The 18866-nt window shown below is 58.5% G+C and carries 15 protein-coding genes; 4 read left to right on the top strand and 11 right to left on the bottom strand.

Going from position 1 to position 18866, the window contains the following annotated elements:
• Positions 1-249 precede the first annotated feature (249 nt).
• Both HPT27_RS05925 and HPT27_RS05920 read left to right on the top strand, forming a co-directional pair.
• Complete coding sequence (locus tag HPT27_RS05925; protein WP_172240353.1) at positions 250-1575, top strand: TonB family protein; 1326 nt, start codon at positions 250-252, stop codon at positions 1573-1575.
• Positions 1576-1978: 403 nt separating this feature from the next.
• Positions 1979-2833 carry a hypothetical protein gene (locus HPT27_RS05920; protein ID WP_172240350.1) on the top strand — a complete coding sequence of 285 codons (855 nt, stop codon included), beginning with the start codon at positions 1979-1981 and terminating at the stop codon, positions 2831-2833.
• A 91-nt stretch (positions 2834-2924) separates the two neighbouring features.
• Here HPT27_RS05920 and parC read toward each other — a convergent pair whose 3' ends face one another.
• From parC to HPT27_RS05880, 8 genes are all read right to left on the bottom strand, one after another.
• Positions 2925-5174, bottom strand: a complete 2250-nt coding sequence (parC, locus tag HPT27_RS05915; RefSeq protein WP_172240347.1) for a DNA topoisomerase IV subunit A — start codon at positions 5172-5174, stop codon at positions 2925-2927.
• A 378-nt stretch (positions 5175-5552) separates the two neighbouring features.
• The gene (locus tag HPT27_RS19690) at positions 5553-5894 is read right to left on the bottom strand and encodes a YgaP family membrane protein (RefSeq protein WP_407951005.1); all 342 of its coding nucleotides are present in this window, start codon (positions 5892-5894) and stop codon (positions 5553-5555) included.
• 47 nt (positions 5895-5941) lie between these two features.
• Complete coding sequence (locus tag HPT27_RS05905) at positions 5942-6481, bottom strand: hypothetical protein (protein WP_172240344.1); 540 nt, start codon at positions 6479-6481, stop codon at positions 5942-5944.
• A gap of 48 nt (positions 6482-6529) precedes the next feature.
• Positions 6530-6922 (bottom strand): hypothetical protein, encoded by a 393-nt coding sequence (locus HPT27_RS05900; protein ID WP_172240341.1) that lies wholly within the window; start codon positions 6920-6922, stop codon positions 6530-6532.
• 91 nt (positions 6923-7013) lie between these two features.
• Entirely contained in the window at positions 7014-7613 is a 600-nt protein-coding gene (locus HPT27_RS05895; protein ID WP_172240338.1) for a LysE family transporter, read from the bottom strand.
• A gap of 76 nt (positions 7614-7689) precedes the next feature.
• Positions 7690-8835: a hypothetical protein gene (locus HPT27_RS05890; protein ID WP_172240335.1), complete on the bottom strand. Its 1146-nt coding sequence runs from the start codon at positions 8833-8835 to the stop codon at positions 7690-7692.
• A gap of 131 nt (positions 8836-8966) precedes the next feature.
• Positions 8967-9494 (bottom strand): DUF1569 domain-containing protein, encoded by a 528-nt coding sequence (locus HPT27_RS05885; protein ID WP_172240332.1) that lies wholly within the window; start codon positions 9492-9494, stop codon positions 8967-8969.
• A gap of 161 nt (positions 9495-9655) precedes the next feature.
• Positions 9656-10414 (bottom strand): hypothetical protein, encoded by a 759-nt coding sequence (locus HPT27_RS05880; RefSeq protein ID WP_172240329.1) that lies wholly within the window; start codon positions 10412-10414, stop codon positions 9656-9658.
• Between the two features lie 360 nt (positions 10415-10774).
• Here HPT27_RS05880 and HPT27_RS05875 point away from each other — a divergent pair, with 360 nt between their 5' ends.
• Positions 10775-11422, top strand: coding sequence for a DUF3667 domain-containing protein (locus tag HPT27_RS05875; protein WP_172240326.1), 648 nt, complete (start codon positions 10775-10777; stop codon positions 11420-11422).
• A gap of 45 nt (positions 11423-11467) precedes the next feature.
• Here HPT27_RS05875 and HPT27_RS05870 read toward each other — a convergent pair whose 3' ends face one another.
• The 3 genes from HPT27_RS05870 to parE form a co-directional block, all read right to left on the bottom strand.
• A complete protein-coding gene (locus HPT27_RS05870) occupies positions 11468-12001 on the bottom strand; it encodes an REP-associated tyrosine transposase (protein ID WP_172240323.1) in 534 nt (177 codons plus the stop codon).
• Between the two features lie 236 nt (positions 12002-12237).
• Positions 12238-13752: a leucine-rich repeat domain-containing protein gene (locus tag HPT27_RS05865; RefSeq protein WP_172240321.1), complete on the bottom strand. Its 1515-nt coding sequence runs from the start codon at positions 13750-13752 to the stop codon at positions 12238-12240.
• A 119-nt stretch (positions 13753-13871) separates the two neighbouring features.
• A complete protein-coding gene (parE, locus tag HPT27_RS05860) occupies positions 13872-15764 on the bottom strand; it encodes a DNA topoisomerase IV subunit B (RefSeq protein WP_172240318.1) in 1893 nt (630 codons plus the stop codon).
• Positions 15765-16311: 547 nt separating this feature from the next.
• Between parE and HPT27_RS05855 the strand changes: the two genes are divergently transcribed.
• Positions 16312-18822, top strand: coding sequence for a putative bifunctional diguanylate cyclase/phosphodiesterase (locus HPT27_RS05855; protein ID WP_172240315.1), 2511 nt, complete (start codon positions 16312-16314; stop codon positions 18820-18822).
• The last annotated feature ends 44 nt before the right edge of the window (positions 18823-18866 follow it).

Genomic DNA, 18866 nt, shown 5'->3' with positions numbered 1-18866 from the left:
TTAATGACGAACACGGTTAATGACCAACCCAGTTAGTGACCGGCCCCGTTCGTCACCGGCCCAGATCGCCGCCTGACTCGAGCCTGCCTGCCTCAGAGCCCGGCTAGTCCTAGCCAATATCCCTGCCAGGCCCGCCCCGGCGGGGCCAGCCACAACCATTTGCCAGCGACAAACCGGCCAGCAGGCAGGAAGAACCGGCCGGCACCAGCTACGCTAAGCCGGTGTTCCGTCGCGTTGTCAGGAGCCCGGATGCGTCACCCCCTGCTCAGTTCTGCCCGGCCACGGCGGCTGCTGCCGCTGCTCGGGCTTTGTTTGTCGGCATTGCTGGCATCCGGACCGGCCGTCACGGCCGACAGTCTGGAAGCCCTGCAATTGCCGGACGGCCGGGTTTTGCTGAATGGCGTCGGCGTTGCCCGGCTGCTGAACGAAGACATGTATGTCGCGGTGCTCTACGCCAGCCGCCCGACCGGCAACCCGGCCGAGCTGCTCGATGCCCGCCAGCGCCGCCGGCTGCAGCTGCGCATTCTGGCCGACCGGCTGTACCCCAGTGGGGTCGCCCGCCATTTTCGCGATCTGGTCTCGCTGAACAATCCGCGCGACGAAATCACCCGCGAAGCCAAAAACCTCAACCGTTTCTACGGCCTGTTTCAGTACGGACTGATGCGCGGCGATGAAGTGATCTTCGACAACGTTGCCGGCAAAGGCCTGCTGGTCAGCATCAACGGCCAGACCGTTGCCGAGTTCAGCAGCCCGATGATGTTTGATTTGCTGCTCCGTTGCCTGATCGGCGACAAACCGCCGAACCTGCAATTCCGCAGCCAATTGCTCGGCGATCAGGACGCAGCCGGCCGCGCCGCGAACCTGGCCCGCTTTGCCGCGTTGCAACCGCAGGATGAGCGCAAAACCATTTACGCTACCGTGAAGGCACCGGCTGCCGACAACGCCATCGCCGAAACGCCGAGCAAACCCGAACCGGCGAAAATTGAGCCGGCAAAACCTGAACCCGTGAAAACGGTAGCAGAAAACAAACCGGCGCCGGTCGTCAGCAAACCCGCGTCGCCGCCACGGCCGGTGGAGAAGCCGGAACCGGTCAGCCAGTCGGTCACCAGTCCCGGCACAACGAACACCAACACAGCGAACCCGAGCACCAGCAAAGTGCCAGCACACACAGAATTGATTGCCGCCGTGACGCCAGGCGGCAACACCGATGCAGTGAAAGCGCCGACCGTGAAAACCCTGACTGCCGACGAAGTCACCGCGCTGTTACAGCGTTACGAAGGTCAACTGCGCGAACGTTTGCTGGCGGCCATGGAATATCCACGGCGCGACATGAAGCGCAAATACGGCATCACCCAGATGGCACGTCAGAAAGGCAAAGTGGTGCTGCGGCTGAATCTGGATACCGGTGGCGACGTCAATGCAGCCTGGTTGCAGGAGCGCACCAACGAAGCCATTCTCGACAACGCTGCGCTGGCATTGGTCGACAAAGTGGCGCCGTTTCCGCCGCTGCCACAGGAACTGCCGGACAGCGCCTACGAATTCTATGTACCGCTCGAATTTGATCCGGATCGCTGAGTGATCCAGACCTTGTCTTGACCGGGCTGCCGATGTGATCCGGCTCAATTGATGAACCGGATCGGTTGCTAATCCGCAGCCTCTTTCTGCTAGGTCATACTTTGCCCCACTCAGCCGCTGATTTCGTTACTTAAGCTGTTTCTGTGTAGCGGCGCAACGACGTAATCGAGAAACCACGTAACCACATGCTCACGCAGTCAACGTTCTGCTGGCCACCCGCTGACAGCCTGTGAGCGATTTCCTACAACAACTCCCGCCCGGTTCCGTTGTGGCGCGCGCCTGATGCGCGCAGGCTGTGCTGCGCCCGCTTTGCTGTCGCGCGCCGCTCTGGTGCAGGTCTGCAGCCCGGTTACGGCTGCGACGGCGCCGTCCTCGCCACTCTTTTCAGGAACAGGGAGTTCCCATGCGTAAATCCACTTTGGCGCTGCTGTGCAGCGCTGCTGCGTTCATGTCCACCGGGCTCGTGTCCAGCAACGTCATGGCCGCCGGTTTGAGCCTCGACGGCCGACAAAAGCCGCTGCGGGAAGCCGACACGCTGCCACGCGCCGGCACACAATCCAGCACCAAGCTGCTCAGCAAGAGCAGCGACATCGCGGGCCTGACCAACGAACAAGTCGGTGATCCAGCCTCGTTTGGCATGCACGCGGTCTGGCTCGGTGTTGCCCAAACCCAGTCGGTTCTGCTGCGCGATGATTGCACCGGCACCGATCCGACTTACGAGCGCTGCATCAAGCTGAATCCACAACCGGCTTCAACGACGTTTGATGAAAAGAAATTGGCCTCGCTGTACATCCCGGCCGGCTCCTCGCTGTCGCTGCTGTGCCAATGGGTGACGCCATTCTGGAATTACCAGTTCCATAACCTGACCGGCGTCAATCAGCCGAATGCCCGCATTACCCTGACGCCCTACATCACGATTTATAACGACGTGCTGAATGATCCGGCAGCCATTGACCCGAGCACCGGCTTGCCGTACGGCGGTGAGTTCACCTACAGCATTTCCATGACGCACGCCGAGTCGCGCTCCTTGATGGCAGGTGAGCGCCAGATGCAACGGCTGAATTACTCACGCGTCTGCATTGGCGGCATTGTCAGCGCCCAGAATCTGATCGACATGTTCGGGCTGCCGCAATACCTTGCCGATCAATTCCTGCAGAAAGACACCACCATTCTGTTCCATCTGCGTGGCAGCGCCGCGCTGGTGGACGATGCCTCGCTGATGTATGGCGTGCGCATCATGGGTGACCAGAAGCCGTAAGCCCCTTCATAAATGCCATCCATACAGGAAAATAAAAAAGGCCAGCATCTTGCTGGCCTTTTTTATTTGCACCGCCGTAAAAGACAAACGCTTATCCTTTCACTTCCACACTCAGTCCATCCACTTTCTGGAAGCCACGCGGCAGCTTGTTGCCACGGCGACCGCGCTCGCCCAGATAATGTTCGATATCGGCCGGCTTCAGGGTAAAGCTGCGTTTGCCGCTTTCGATGACCAAACTGTCTTTCTTGCCCAGCACCACCATGTCGACCATCCACTCTTCGCGCTTGGCCAGCAGCGCCGTGTCGATGCCGAGCATCTTGTTGCCTTTGCCTTTTGCCATCTGCGGCAATTCGGTCAGCGGGAACACCAGCAAGCGGCCATCGTTGGAAGCGCAGGCGACCAGCTGATTGGCGACGTCGGTCACCCGTTTCGGCGTCAGCACTTTGGTGTGCTCCGGCACCGTCAGCAGGGTCTTGCCGTTCTTGTTGCGCGCCAGCATGTCTTCGTAGCTGGTGACAAATCCGTAACCGCCGTCGGTCGCAACCAGGTAGGCATCCTTGTCATCGCCCATCAGTGCCGCAATGAAACTGGCGCCCGGCTCCGGAATGAACCGCGTGGTCAGTGGCTCGCCTTGACCACGAGCACTCGGCAACTCTTTGGCGATGACCGAGTAGGTGCGGCCGGTGGTGTCAAAGAACACCGCCTGCTGGGTCGATTTGCCTTGCGCCGCCATCAGGAAGCCATCACCAGCACGATACGACAAGCCGGCTGCATCCAGCTCATGGCCTTTGCCACAACGTGCCCAGCCCATTTGCGACAACACGACAGTCACCGGTTCCGCTGGGGTCAGCTCTTCTTCGCTCAGCGCTTTTGATTCTTCCCGCTCGACAATCGGCGAGCGGCGATCGTCGCCGTATTTGTGCGAATCGGCGATCAGTTCCGAACGCACCAGATTCTTCATCCGCTGTTCGCTGGAAAGCGTGCGTTGCAGATTGGCTTGTTCCTGCATCAGCTCCATCTGCTCGCCGCGGATTTTCATCTCTTCCAGCTTGGCGAGATGGCGCAGTTTCAAATCCAGAATCGCTTCAGCCTGGATATCGGAAAGACCAAAGCGCGCCATCAGCTCGGCTTTCGGATGTTCCTCTTCGCGGATAATCCGGATCACTTCGTCGATATTCAGGAACGCGACCAGCAAGCCATCCAGAATGTGCAAGCGCGCTTCGACTTTGTCCAAGCGCCATTGCAAGCGCTTGCGAACGGTTTCGGTGCGGAACGTCAGCCACTCGCTCAGCAGCATCTTCAGATTCTTGACCTGCGGCTTGCCATCCAGACCAATGACGTTGAAGTTGGCGCGGAAACTTTTTTCCAGATCGGTGGTGGCGAACAGATGGCCCATCAGCTCGGCGGCATCGACGCGGTTCGAGCGCGGCACGATGACGATGCGGGTCGGATGCTCGTGATCGGACTCATCGCGCAAATCCGCGACCATCGGCAATTTCTTGGCCTGCATCTGGGCAGCGATCTGCTCGATCACTTTCGCGCCCGAGGTCTGATACGGCAGCGCGGTGACGACAATCTCGCCATCGTCGACTTCATAGCGCGCGCGCAGTTTCACCGAGCCTTTGCCGGTCTTGTACATCTCCAGCAGTTCTTTGCGCGATGTGACGATCTCGGCTTCGGTCGGAAAATCCGGTGCCGGCAAGCGCAGGCAGAGCTCGTCAATATCGGCATTCGGGTGATCGATCAAGTAGGTACAGGCGGCGACCACTTCGCGCAGGTTGTGCGGCGGAATATCGGTGGCCATGCCAACCGCAATGCCGGTAGTGCCATTGCACAGCAGATTCGGCACCCGCGATGGCAGATTGAGCGGCTCTTCCATGGTGCCGTCAAAGTTCGGCCCCCAGCTGACCGTACCTTGACCGAGCTCATCAAGCAGCAGCGCGGAATATTTGCTGAGCTTGGATTCGGTGTAGCGCATCGCGGCGAACGACTTCGGATCATCCGGCGAACCGAAGTTGCCTTGACCATCGATCAGCGGATAACGATATGAGAACGGCTGCGCCATCAGCACCAGCGCTTCATAGCAAGCGCTATCACCGTGCGGATGGTATTTACCGAGCACGTCACCAACCGTACGAGCCGATTTCTTGTGCTTGCTGGCGGCGTCGAGACCGAGCTCGCTCATCGCATAAACAATGCGGCGCTGGACCGGCTTCAGGCCATCGCCGATGAACGGCAGCGCCCGGTCCATGATCACGTACATGGAATAGTTCAGGTACGCCTGCTCGGTAAAATCCGCGAGCGAGCGTTTTTCAATATCACCAAAAATGGAATCGGTCATTGCGGCCTCTACTGCAGCAGATCAGCACGAACGCGGGCTGACCCGAAGATTAATGCGGGGACGGGCGCAGCCGACGCGCCGCGAATCCGGGGTGCATTAAACCAAAAATGGCGCCGGAAGGCGCCGCTTTTTGTGGCAGGGATATTTTTGTGGCCTGGGCATGGGAAAGACGGGCGCCAAAATCGGCCGCGCTGGCCACCGAACGACCACACCTGCACGCAATCCGCCGCGTAAGCCTGCACCTGACCCAGCACCCCGGAACCTCGTGATCGCCGCCAATGGCGACGTGTTGCTGGCGCTCAGTTCGTCATGGCGTGGCGGCGGGGCAACGCCGCCGCACCAACAGATGGCCGCCGAGATTGCCAGCAGACAGGAGTGCTACTTCTTGACCGGGCAGCTGTTGAAGCCAATCAGCGTATACAGCGGGCAAAAATTGAACAGCCCGGTGGCAAGCGGCACTACACCAATCCAAGCCCACGCAGCCCCGCCCAAAACAGCCCACGCGATCAGGCCCAGACCAATAACAATGCGGGCGATTTTATCGATGCCACCGACATTCGTTTTCATGCTGCAGCACTCCTCTGGTCGTTGTTGCCGTAGATGCTGTTGATGTTGTTGATACCGTTGTTGCCGTTTCCGTAACTGCTGTTGTCGCCAAAAGACAGCTTCACTGTGCGCCGCAGCGGCCAGCGACAGGTTGCGGCGGATCAAGCTTGCCATGACCGGCAGCGCAATTATGGCGCTGTCGCGATCAGGGGTTGGCGCGATCAGGTTCCGGCGTGCTTGCCCAGGTCCTGCAAGACTTGTTGCAGCGTACCTTTCGGAGCGAACGGCCAGTCACCTCCGTATTCCAGATCATCGACACGCCAGCCATCCTCGGTCAGCGTCAGATACAGAATGTCCTGCCAGTGTGCGGGCTCCTGACCGGCCGGCGCATAGGCCAGCAGAATCTGGCACGCGGCCTTGTCGCCATCTTCCTTGCAGGCTTTCACTTCGGCACCGGTAGCCCCTTCAAACAAAGAGCTGAACAAGTCGCCTTCGATCAGCGGTGGCGAGGGTTCGGTCTGCGCCTTCGCGTAGGCCTGCTCGGCCGCTGCCGCGTGCTGCAGCGCCTGATGCAAGGCCGGCGACAGATACGGTGCCAGTTTCGCGAGTTGCCCGGCATCCGGCACGCCGCCAGCCGCACCATTCAGCAAGTAGGCTTGATAGAAATCGCTGGCGATCTGCTGGGCAGGAACGGCCGGTGGTTTGTTGCAGGCAGCGAGCGGTAGCAGCAGGACAGCCAGCACGGCGATACGGGAGAACATGGCGCTCACTCCTTGCAATGAATGTCATCGCCCAGACAAAAACCGGGATCAGCTCGCACCGGTCGGCATTTGTTGCTGCAACCAGCGCACCGCTTCCGCTTCGTCAAAGAATAATCGCAGCTTCAAGCCCTGCATCTGCGCCTGCCGCTCGTAAAAGCGCCAGTTTTCGACATTGTCTTCTGGTGAAATCAGATGCACGGCCGGCAGATAGTGGGTACGGGCCGCTTCCGGCGCAATGTATTTGCCGGCATATTCACCGAGCGACAGCAGCGACGAATGCAACCGCGCCTGACGCAAATCATAAACAATCGGGTAACCGGTTTCGCCCGCCTTGGCCCGCGCCGCCTGCAACAAGCCCAGGCCAACATCCAGACTCAGCACACCGCTGTAGCTGATCCAGACCAGCTTGCGGACTTCATCAACCGTGGCTTCGTAATGCATGCCGCACCGTTGCGGCGAAAAAAGCGCCGCGAAAGAAGCAAAGACTCATCTTACACGGTGACGCCGGCAACGGCGTCGGACCTGTTGCCGCTCACGCAGCCAACCACAGCCCGCGCACGCCAAATGCCAGAATGCCAAGTGCGCTGAGCGCGTTCAGCGTCACCAGCCAGCCGCGCTTGCCAAACAGGCGACCGAGCGCTCCGGCGGCCAACACCATCAACACTGCAATGCTGCCGGTGCCCGCTGCCGCCGCACCGGCCAGTATCGTCGCCGACGCCGCCGTGGGCGTCGTTACCAGTTGCAAGGCAAAACTGCCGAACGCCAGCACGGTCAAGGGATTGACCACGGTCAGCGCAAAGGTGGTGAAAACATAATGACGGTGACTGCGCACCGGCGCCGCCGCGCCATCACGGCGACGCAACTGATACAGCATCCGCAGCGCCAGCAGCATCAACACCAGCGCCGCAATTCCCTGCAGCGGCTGGGCATAGGCCTGCAGCAACGGCACCAACCGATCTGCGGCGTGAAACGCCAGCAAGGCAAACAACAGATCCGCCGCAGTCGCGCCGAGCGCACAGCTCAGACCCGCGCGCACGCCAACCTGCAGTGAGGTATTGATGATCAGCAGCGCGATCGGGCCAACGGCGATGGCCAGCGTTATGCCAAAAAGAAAAGCTTGCCACTGCGACATGGGACACCGGTTTGGTCACATCGCAGGCGCCAAACTGGCGCCTGCGACATCTAGATTACCGCTTTCGCGCCATCGCTCAGATTCGATTGCGAAGACTGCCCAGACTGCCTTTTGCGCGGCCACGCAAATCCGAACTGGCGGCGTCGGCTGCCACGCGCTCCAAGGTTGCCGCAAAGCGCGGATCGGTGCTCAGAACAAGCAAGGTGCAGACCCGCTCCAATGCCGCCACTTCATGTGGCTCCGTGACATCCAGCGAGCCGGCAAGACGGCGCTCCAGCACTTTCAACAACTCCGGATCGTTGAGCACCACCAACTCAGACGCGTGCAACACCAGACGAAAATATTTGCCACCGACGCTGGCCAGGATATTGGCCAAGCGGGCATTGCTGCCCTGATAGGCGGCGGCAGCTTTGCTGCGGTCCTGCCACAATTTGTCGACAATCCAGTGATCGCCACTGGGCGCGACACTGAACACGACAATACCAAAGCCATCGTAATGTGCCAGCACCGCGTCGGTACGCGCCGGCACTTTCACTTTGTCATTGATGTTCAGATCCATCGAGCTCAGGTAATCCGGAGTGCCCAGCCGGGTCATGACTTCCGGCAGGCGCTGACGGATCAGCTGCTGTTCCGACACGACGATGTCGGCAGCATGACGGTGTTCAGCAAGTGCCGCTTCTGCGCGCGCGCGTTCCTGTGCAAGACTGACCGAGCCTCGCTGGTAAGCTGCATGACCCAGATCACGCAAATCCTTGCTGGCCGCTTTGATCGCATTGCGGATTTTGCGGCTGTCAGTCTTGCTCTGACCAAGCTGCAACACCTCTGCGTAACGATTGTCGCCAGAATGGCCGAGCACAATGCCGAGCCACGCCACAGCATCTTCGCTGCGCTCGGTTACGCCGGCGTCCAGTTCCTGATACAGCCGTTCGGCGATCAAATCCAGTAACGGCAGATCAGCCGGCTGCCGTTTGTCGAGCATTCGGCTGACCGTGCGGGTATCAACGACATTGGGGCTGGTCAGCAGGGTGACATTGATGTCCCTGATGGGGTCGCTGGTCTGGTCGCCAAGCGGAGCACTCATCTGGCCCATGACAGGCTCGGGCACTTCGCCTGCTTGCGCTGGCGTCACATTCAAAGCCAAAACCGACGCCCATACCGACATCGATAACGTCAACATCTGGCGCCGGGCGCCAGCGATACCGCTCCACATAATGACTTTCATCCCTTTCTCAATTGTCCGAAATTTGTGCGCGGCATTATTCCATGCCGTCCTTAGCGTTTCGATAGCGTTTTGTATCGGCAGCTTTGCGACCTTGTCAGCTTGCTCATGCAGGCTTGTTCATACCAGCCGGCTCAGACCAGCACTTCGCGCAGATGGTTCTCGATATGCATCAAATGCGCGGCCCGGTATTGCCGGGCGTCGAGTTGGCCGTAGGCGAAGTGCTCGGCAAGGCTGGCGTGATGAGCGTCGAACTGTTGCAAAGCAGCCAGCAACCGGTCCAAGGCTGCATCGGTATCGGTATCGGTAATGCCGTCCAGTGTTGGCGCACCGGGAATCGGTTCGGCGAGGTTATGGCGCATGGCGCCTGCCACCGAAAACGCAGCGAATGCCGCGGCACCGACCGTGTGCTGAAACCAGGCCGGCTTGGCTTGCGGATAGCCGGTCAGTGAAAACTCGATGCTCTGGGCCAGGTGAGTAAAAATTTGCGCCGGCAACCACGTGCCGGTGCTGCGCAGGGTCTGGCCCTTGAGCGCCTGCAGCCGTGGCGTGATGTCGAGCGTGGCAAACGCTTCGAGCTGGCGCTTGCTCAGCACATGACCGACAACCGTGCTGCCAACAAGGGCTGCCGCGCCGGCAAGCAGAAAATGGCGACGGTTCATCATGACTCCAGTGGCGATATAAATTGGCTGATCATGCTACGGAATGAACTGGCGCTTGCATAGGTTGCGGCACTTTCGACCTGCGCCGTGAGAACGGGCCTGTCAGCAAGCGCATGACATGGGTCACCAGTCGGCAGCAATCAGGGTTTGACCCGGTGAGGCTATTGGCCGAGACCGACCTTTGCGTAGCGTTTCAGCACCGCATCGATGCGGCCTTCGATGGTGAGTTTTTTGACTGCCTTGCGCAAAACTTGCAAGGTGGTATCGGGTAACTGCGGGGAGGCGAACAACCAGACGGTACGGCGACCGAGCACGACAGGCTTGCCGAACTTTTGCCAATCAAGATGCAATTCGATCGCGGCGACTTGCAGCGCCAGCGCCACCGAACACAATGCCTGTATGCGTCCTGCCTGCAACATACGCAGGCCACTTTTGTGGTCGTTGAGATCAAATAAATGCAAATCCGGCCGCCCAGACAATTCATCACAACCGCCACGCAGCCGACCAATCACCAGACCGTTCAAGGCATCGGTGCGCAGCGCAGCACCCTTCTGACCGTGACCCACCAGCACCACCTCGACGTTTGCAAGTGGAGCGACTTCCCGCGCAGTCTCGTGCAACGCACTGTTGCCAAACATGATGGTCAGATCGGACTCGCCGTGCAGCACCATATCCACAGCCCGCGGATACGGCAACAACTGAAACTGCATCGGCGACTGGCTAGCGTTCGCCAACAATTCGCCAATGTCCTTGTAGGCACCACCAATGGCAGCATCAGTCGCGATTTGATCCGCTGACAGGGGTGCAGCAGCCGGCAGCAAAAAGCCGTACGGTGGCACATCCACAACTGCCAGACGCAGCGGGGCCGCCAGCAGTGGCAGGCAAAAACAACTCAGGAGAAAGACCCCGAAACGGATCATGACTGGACTCGTTTGCCGCACTCAACTGAGCGTAGCCAGCATCCGCCGCTTTTGCCAAGCGATGCGCCGCTCACTACGCTTAACACGTTGCATGCATTTCGAAAAATGGTGGAATGCCATGCGAACCCATCCCACCGTTTGGTACGCCGCAAATTGCACTTTCCATGTCGCGCTGGCGGCCGCTACACTGCGGGTCCACTTGTCTTGCCGGCCCTCAACATCGTGTCTGACGCCCCGTTGACGACTTACCGCGCGCCGCTGCCGCTTGAGCCTGTTCCTGCAGCCAGTGAACAAGATTGTTGCCCCGCTTGCGGCCATTTGCGCACCGGCCGGTTTTGCAGCCAGTGCGGTCAGCGCCGCGTGGCTCGGCTGGATACTCGCACCGTCTTCAGCCATGCGCTGCAAACCTTGTTGTCATTTGATGGCACCTGGCTACGTACCATCAAAGAGTTGTTGCTGCGGCCGGGTGCGCTGATATTGGCCTATCACGCAGGCGCGCGCGATCGTTACGTCAATCCCGTGTTGCTGGTGATTGTCAGCTACACCTTTTATTTTCTGCTCTGCCATTGGCTGGGTATTGATCCCTTCGCCAGCGTCGGCGGCACCCACAACATGGATCAGCCTGTGCTGACCTTTATTACCAATTACAGCGGCCAGCTGAGTGTGCTGACTGCGTATCCGGCGGCCATGCTGATGCGTCGGTTTTGGCCCGGCACCACTACCGCCGAGCGCTATGTCGCGCTGCTTTATGTGCAAAGTCTCAGTGGCTTCACCAGCATTGCCCTCGCGCTCGTGACAGCGCTCGGCATCGGCTACGGTACCAGCGTGAGTTACCTGCTTTCGTTCGCCGCCGCGATCTACGCATTTGCCGGCGTACGGCAACCGTGGTGGAAAGGCGCCTTGACCGGCGTCGCGGCGTCGTTGTGTTATTTGGTGGTGGTATTCGGTGTGGCGTTTGTTGTCGGCATCGTCGGCGTGCTGGTGTTTGGTCTGGGCAAACCGGCCTAAGACGATGGCAGCGGCACGGCCTGTGCAACCGGGATTGCGCGGCATTCAGTCCGGATAGTCAAGTGAGTTGGTGCCGGCATCGCCGCACCAGTTGGATGGGTAAACGCCGGCTTCGACGAGTTTGTGAAAGGTGGAGTGCGGCCAGTCTTGAACGCGCGTGACGAGACCATGTTTGAGCGGGTTTATATGGACATAGTCCATGTGTGCCCGGAAATCTCTTTCGTCACGGATCAGGTGTTCCCAGTAGCGGCGTTGCCAGATGCCGCGTTCACCACGGTTCACGCGGACGGCAGAGCGCCGTTCGATAGAAGGAAGTGAGCGAGCAAACAGGGTTTTGATCAGGCGGATACGAAGCGGATAGTCGTTGTCGGCGGCAGGCGGAGTCCAGGCGCAATGCATGTGGTCCGGCAAAACCACCCAAGCATCGATGGTGAATGGGTGCAATTCATGAACACGGCGTACAACCGTGCGCAGCCGATCAATCTCCCGAATCAGCAGATCGTTGCCGTGCCGCTCCAGTAGATTGATAGTGAAAAACCACGTGGCCCCCGGCGCATAAGCCCGTCGATAGTTAGGCATTCCTTGCCTCGTAAATTGACAAACGGCCGGTCAAATCCCATGTAGGGCGGAACACCCGCAGGGTTTTCCGCCGAATGTTGCATTTCCGAAACGTTCCAAGCTTTCCTTAAGGAAACATGCGGCGGAAATGCTTCGCGGTTCCGCCCTACCCCGAGGCGTTAATCCGCCGTACGCGCGGTTCTATCCGCGCTTTAAATTTTTAAATTACCCTTTAAATTTGCGTTACCTCGCACAATTTAGCAGCTCGAATAAACCTCAACTTTCCCAACAGGCAGCGAGCTCGTATACGCACGAATCTCATCGCAGGTGAGGCTTTTCATATCTTGAAATCTTTTTAGGCTTCTAATATTCAGCCACTTTAGATTAGGCAACCCATAGAGAACATCGAGGCGATTAAATGAAGACCCTTCGAAACTCAAATACTCAACCGACATTGCACCCGACAACACTGCCTGCCAGTCTGTTAGAGGAAGGCTTTCGGCACCGCATCCGGGAATCAATTCGCACCCGTTAGCATAGTCAGTGGCAGCCGTTACATCATCAAAATATGCATACTCAATCTGAGGAAGCTTTGATAACAACGGATACTCAAAAATAGTTACACCATCAAACCAAACAGCTTTCAACTTCTGCAATTGATAGATTGACTGCAAATCAAGAGCAGCAACTCTGTTTCCGTCCATCTGCTGTGAACCGACAGCTAGAACCTCCAGATTTACATGACCCCCTACTGCGGAAAAATTACGGATATAACCACCACTAACACTTAGTGATTTCAGGTTAACCATCCCCGACGTAATTGACAAATCAACACACAGACCATTGACGTGTTCCAGAGCCAAACTTTCCAATTTCACCAAGCCAGACAAAGCATTTGGAATATTGCAGACCTCATAAGGTGACGCGCTAAAAAAAAATGTATTAATTAATGTAAGCTTTCTAAGATCACGCAATCCGCCTATGGTTTCGAAAGAAACATCTTCTTCACGAAAACCTCTCAGGAAAAGCTCTTCCAAAGCTGGAAGACTTCCTAAAAAATCAATATTTGATACTCCAGTTGAGGCATAAAGACTTAGACTTTTCAAGCCAGTTAACTTCCTAATGGGCGAAAAATCCTCATCTTGGGCATTTCCATATGTCAGAGAGGAGAGCTGCGATAGGCCGGAAACAGATTCATTTGCATTAGGCCACCCATCTCCACCCCATATCGAGTATCTAACTCTTAGCTCGCGTAACTTTTTTAGCCCCTTCAACGGCTCAAAATCAACTGGATTATTCCCTGTCAAATCAAGGTACTCAAGATTTTTTAGGGTCGACAAAACAATCAGATCTGATACTGAATTTCTATTCAGCGAGAGTTTCCTTATTGCCGACATTCCGTGCAGCGGAGAAAGATCCGATATCAATGGGTCGAGGGGCAAAGCGTCGATCTTTGAATTTGGCGTTAGATTTAACGATTCGAGATTGGCGAAAACACTTATTCCAGAAATACTTTTAATGAAAGTCCGCGGAGGATTCAGTCTTTCGTCAGAGCAATCAACATGCCTTACATCAGCGGTTGATGACCAATCACTCAACTCCGAAAGTCTATTTACGCAGTACCGTAACCCCTCATCTGGGATAATCTTATTAGAAAGTGGAAATTTTTCTTCTTCAACTCCGCCAGCACCACCGCCACTGCACGAGGCCGTCAATAGAGAAATGCCAGCGAGGATCATCAGCATGAAGGCCTTACGGGAATTTCTATTCAAGTCACTCTCCCTCAGTTTGCAATAAGTTATATATTCGCTATTCAACACACCGCTTCAAGCGCCCCGACTCCAATGTAAGAAAAAACTGTCTCTCTGTTTGCAGCCAAAAGATATTGTTATCAAACCACTTCCGCCAAATTCCCTTTATCTTCCAACCACGCCTTCCGGTCGCCGGCCCGCTTCTTGGCCAGCATCATGTCCATGATCGACACGGTGCCTTCCCAGTCATCGATGGTCAGCTGCACCAAGCGGCGAGTATTCGGGTCCATGGTGGTTTCGCGCAGTTGCAGTGGGTTCATTTCACCGAGGCCTTTGAAGCGGGTGACCTGGACTTTGCCGCGTTTTTTCTCGGCGTTGATGCGGTCGAGAATGCCTTCTTTCTCGGCTTCATCGAGGGCGTAGTACACGTCTTTGCCGATGTCGATGCGGTACAGCGGCGGGCAGGCGACATAAACGTGGCCGGCTTCGACCAAAGTGCGGAAGTGTTTGACGAACAGCGCGCAGAGCAGCGTGGCGATGTGCAGGCCGTCGCTGTCGGCATCGGCGAGGATGCAGATGCGGCCGTAGCGCAGATCTTTTAAATCCGAGCTACCCGGATCGACGCCGACGGCAACCGCGATGTCGTGCACTTCCTGACTCGCCAGTACTTCATCCTTGTCGACTTCCCAGGTGTTCAGGATCTTGCCGCGCAGCGGCATGATGGCCTGAAACTCTTTGTCGCGAGCTTGCTTGGCGGAACCACCGGCGGAATCGCCTTCGACCAAAAACAACTCCGAACGCATGATGTCGCTACCGGCGCAGTCGGCGAGCTTGCCGGGCAGCGCAGGGCCTTGGGTGATTTTTTTCCGTTCGACTTTCTTACCGGCTTTCAAACGCTTGTTGGCGTTGCTGATGGCGAACTGGGCCAGCTCTTCGCCGAGCTGGGGATTATTGTTGAGCCAGAGCGAGAACACATCTTTGACCACGCCGCTGACAAAGCTGGCGCATTCGCGTGAGGCCAAGCGCTCTTTGGTCTGGCCGGCAAATTGCGGCTCTTTCATTTTTACCGACAGCACGTAGGAAATTTTTTCCCAGATGTCTTCCGGCGCCAGTTTGATACCTCGCGGGAGCAAGTTCCGGAGTTCACAGAATTCGCGCATGGCCTCCGCCAAGCCCTGACGCAGGCCGTTGACGTGAGTGCCGCCTTGCGCGGTCGGAATGAGGTTGACGTAGCTTTCACCGAGCAGCTCGCCGCCTTCCGGGACCCAGGTCAGCGCCCAATCCACGGCCTCGTTTTCGGACACCATGTTGCCGCAGAACGGTTCTTGCGGCAGGCATTCGGCGCCGTCGAGCGTGCTGATCAGATAGGCGCGCAGACCGTCTTCGTAGTACCACTCGTCGCGCTCGTTGTCTTTTTCGTTGATGAAGACAATGCGCAGGCCCGGCGCCAGCACCGCTTTGGCGCGCAGCAGGTGTTTGAGTTTGGGTACCGAAAAATTGGCGGAATCGAAATACTTGGGGTTGGGCCAGAACGCGACGGTGGTGCCAGTGACGCGTTTGGGCGCCTCGCCGATGACTTTCAGTTCCGATTTTTTGTCGCCGTCGGCAAAGCCTATGTGAAACTCTTTGCCGTCGCGTTTGACTTTGACATCAACGCGACTGGACAGCGCATTGACCACCGAGATACCAACGCCGTGCAGACCGCCGGAAAAGTTGTAGCTCTTGTTGGAGAACTTACCGCCGGCGTGCAGCTTGGTCATGATGACTTCGACACCCGAGACTTTTTCTTCCGGGTGGATGTCGACCGGCATGCCGCGGCCGTCGTCTTGCACTTCGACGCTGTTGTCGGCGCGCAGAATCACGGTGATGTTTTTACAGAAGCCGGCCAGCGCTTCGTCGACCGAGTTGTCGATGACTTCTTGCGCCAGGTGGTTCGGCCGGGTGGTGTCGGTATACATGCCGGGGCGGCGTTTGACCGGGTCGAGACCGGAGAGCACTTCAATTGCGTCGGCGTTGTACTGCTGGGTTGCCATGGCTGCTGTCTTTCCTGAACACGTGTTGCTGAAAACGAACGGTCTGAATACCTGTGTGGCGACACCGGCTTTATCTGAGCCGGCTTGCCTGAATCCTGTTGATTACGCCCGCACCGACCGGGCGGGAACCGGTCAGGCTGAAACTTGCGTGGCCGGGCAACTTGGTCACGCGTTGCCTTGGCTACCTACTGAAATTGCTGCTACTGCAAGGCCGAAAACCGGGCACCGCGCTGGCCAGTCTGACCATGCGCGAGAGCAGCGCCTGCGCCCGTCACGATAGCGCCGGTAAGGGCAATTATCCGCGCGCAGCACCGGAGCACCGGTTTTGGCGAGAAAATCACCAGCTGCAATCCGCTGCCACCGTGGGCCGGTATGGTCGCCGCTCACCGGCCCCGGTGCAAGCGTCGTGGTCCGGCAATGCCGTGTTTGCGGCCAACTCTGGCTGGCGGCGATTGCTTGACCGGACTGCATGCCGGCACGGGGCAAAAAGCCGAATCGCCAGCCATACTTCGCTGACCTTCCTGCGACCTGTCAGCCAGCCAGCGGCATGCCATCAACGTCTATCTGGAAATCCTGGTTGCCGGCGCCCATTCGGCGTCTGGCCGGGGTGCGTGCGCGAATCTGGGCGGTATTTCTGGCCGGCGCAACCGTCACGCTAGCGGCGGCAGTGTTGGCGATTGCCGCATTCGGCTCGGCCAGCCGGCAAGCCGACCATATCGCCGCGGTCAGCGTGCCGATCTTGCAACGGGTGGCCGACGCCGTCGAACAGGCCAACCAACTGGCGGCGTTGGCACCGTCCCAGATGAGCGCCAACAGCGAAGCAGAGCTCGCGACGCTGCTGGAGCAGGGCCAGCAGGTCAGCAAGGCCCTGCAGCAAACGGTGGCGACGCTGCCGCGGCCGGATTACCAGCGCCAGCTGTCGGTGTATATCGAATCGCTGGACAGCAATTTGGAATCGATGAACCGGGTGACCCGCGCCCGGCTGACGCTGCGCGATCAGATCAACGCCGATGTCGACGAAGCCAGCCGCATCACCGACGCCCTGCGCATCGTCCTGTCGCCGATTGGCGCCGCCATGAATAACGACAGCACCCGCGCGCGCCAGTTGTACGCGTTGCAGGAAATCAAAATCGAAATCCATTTGCTGCACAGCCTGATCACCAGGGTTGGCTTTGAACCGGACCGGCTGCGGGTGGCCAAGGAAACCAACGCCGCGCAAGATGCGCTCGACCGGATTGATCTGCGGCTGACCGAGATGCCATCGGGCGGCATTCGCGATGTGGTGATCAAAGCCGTGACCCAGTTGCAGGCGCTGATGTTCGGCGAACAGAACGTGCCACTGCAGCAAATGCAGCGGCTGGAAGCGCGCCAGCAGGCCGATGACCTTCTCGAAAGCAATCGCAGTCAGATGAATGCGCTGCGCCGGCTGCAACGCGCCATTCAGGCCGACACCGCCAGCGATGTCGCCGCCAGCACCGCGGCGATGAGCCGGGCGTTCAATTGGGCACGTACCGCCTTGATTGCGTTGGCGCTGTTTGCGGTGGCCGGCGCGCTGCTGCTCGGCTGGCTGTTTGCCGGCCCGCTGCTCGGCAACCGGCTGGTGGCGCTGGCACACGGCGTCGAAGACATGGCCGGCGGCAAACTCGACACCGCAATCGCCGACAAGGGCAATGACGAAATCGGCCGGCTGGCGGAAGCGTTGCGGCAATTCCAGGGCCTGGCGCGCGAACGCGCCCGCATCGAAAACGAATTGTCGCGACTGGCCAACTTCGATGCCCTGACCAGCCTGCCGAACCGGCATTTGCTGCACCAACGCGCCAATGACTTGATCGAGCACAGTGCCCGCGCCGGTCAGCGCTTTGCCGTGCTGTTTGTCGACCTCGACCGGTTCAAACCGGTCAACGACAGCCAGGGCCATGAAGTCGGCGATCTGGTACTGCATGAAGCAGCGGGCCGGCTACAACACAGCGTGCGCCGCACCGACATGCTGGGCCGGCTCGGTGGCGACGAATTTGTCCTGCTGATGGAGATGAGCCACAACATCAGTGATGCCGAACTGGTAGCAGAGAAGATCATCGAGGTACTGCGCGAACCGTTCCGGGTGGGCGAAAAGAATTTCTTTATCGGCGCCAGCATCGGCATTTCCCGCTACCCGGATGATGGCCACGATTTTGCCGAGCTGCTGCGCAAAGCCGACGCCGCGATGTACAACGCGAAAGCGCTCGGCGGCAACAGCACGGCGATTTACCGCGAGGAAATGAACGTTGCGGTCAGCAAGCGGTTGGAAATGGAATCGGCGCTGCGCCATGCGCTCGACACCGGCGAACTGGAAGTCTGGTATCAGCCCAAGGCGCAGTTGCAGGACGGCCGCATCAGCGGCGCCGAAGCGCTGATCCGCTGGCGCCGCGACGGCAAGCTGATTTCGCCGGCGGAGTTCATTCCGCTGGCCGAAGAGACCGGTTTGATCGTGCCGATCGGTGCCTACGTGCTGCGACAAGCGGCCGTTGATGCGGTGCACTGGCGCGCCATTGCCGGCGACCGGTTCAGCGTGGCGGTGAACCTGTCATCGCGACAATTGATCCACCCGGAACAGTTGGTGCTGGCCGTGGAAGAAGCCTTGCAGAACAGCGGCCTGCCGGCCGCCGCACTGGAACTGGAAGTGACCGAGAGCCTGTTGATGCAAAACCTCAGTGCCGCCAGTCTGCTGCTGGAGGATCTGCGGCACAAAGGTCACCGGATTGCGGTCGACGATTTCGGTACCGGCTATGCCAGCTTGAGTTACGTGAAAAATCTGCCTATTGATATTCTGAAAATTGATCAAACCTTTGTTCGCGGCCTGCCCACCGATGCCGGCGATATCGCGGTGGCGAGCGCACTGCTCGGGCTCGGCAAGGCGCTGAATTTCGTCATGGTGGCGGAAGGCGTCGAGACCGTGGAACAGCGCGACTACCTGCGCGAACGCGGCTGCCAGATCATGCAGGGCTATTACTTGTCGAAGCCACTGCCGGCGGCGCAGTTCGAGCAGTGGCTGCAGGGTCAGCAGAGTGCCGCCGCGTGAGCGCGTGACAAACCGACAGCAAACGTCACTATGGGCATGCTTGA

The sequence above is a fragment of the Permianibacter fluminis genome (assembly GCF_013179735.1).
GTDB lineage: Bacteria > Pseudomonadota > Gammaproteobacteria > Enterobacterales > Permianibacteraceae > Permianibacter > Permianibacter fluminis.
Note: the sequence above shows the minus strand (reverse complement) of the source record. Positions and strands in the feature narration are given on the sequence as shown.

Excerpts from the sequence above, each read along its gene's own strand:
- HPT27_RS05870 (WP_172240323.1), bottom strand. The coding sequence starts at position 12,001 with ATGCCTAACTATCGACGGGCTTATGCGCCGGGGGCCACGTGGTTTTTC.
- parE (WP_172240318.1), bottom strand. The coding sequence starts at position 15,764 with ATGGCAACCCAGCAGTACAACGCCGACGCAATTGAAGTGCTCTCCGGT.
- HPT27_RS05895 (WP_172240338.1), bottom strand. The coding sequence starts at position 7,613 with ATGTCGCAGTGGCAAGCTTTTCTTTTTGGCATAACGCTGGCCATCGCC.
- HPT27_RS05900 (WP_172240341.1), bottom strand. The coding sequence starts at position 6,922 with ATGCATTACGAAGCCACGGTTGATGAAGTCCGCAAGCTGGTCTGGATC.
- HPT27_RS05905 (WP_172240344.1), bottom strand. The coding sequence starts at position 6,481 with ATGTTCTCCCGTATCGCCGTGCTGGCTGTCCTGCTGCTACCGCTCGCT.
- parC (WP_172240347.1), bottom strand. The coding sequence starts at position 5,174 with ATGACCGATTCCATTTTTGGTGATATTGAAAAACGCTCGCTCGCGGAT.
- HPT27_RS05890 (WP_172240335.1), bottom strand. The coding sequence starts at position 8,835 with ATGAAAGTCATTATGTGGAGCGGTATCGCTGGCGCCCGGCGCCAGATG.
- HPT27_RS05880 (WP_172240329.1), bottom strand. The coding sequence starts at position 10,414 with ATGATCCGTTTCGGGGTCTTTCTCCTGAGTTGTTTTTGCCTGCCACTG.
- HPT27_RS05925 (WP_172240353.1), top strand. The coding sequence starts at position 250 with ATGCGTCACCCCCTGCTCAGTTCTGCCCGGCCACGGCGGCTGCTGCCG.
- HPT27_RS05885 (WP_172240332.1), bottom strand. The coding sequence starts at position 9,494 with ATGAACCGTCGCCATTTTCTGCTTGCCGGCGCGGCAGCCCTTGTTGGC.
- HPT27_RS19690 (WP_407951005.1), bottom strand. The coding sequence starts at position 5,894 with ATGGCAAGCTTGATCCGCCGCAACCTGTCGCTGGCCGCTGCGGCGCAC.
- HPT27_RS05920 (WP_172240350.1), top strand. The coding sequence starts at position 1,979 with ATGCGTAAATCCACTTTGGCGCTGCTGTGCAGCGCTGCTGCGTTCATG.
- HPT27_RS05855 (WP_172240315.1), top strand. The coding sequence starts at position 16,312 with ATGCCATCAACGTCTATCTGGAAATCCTGGTTGCCGGCGCCCATTCGG.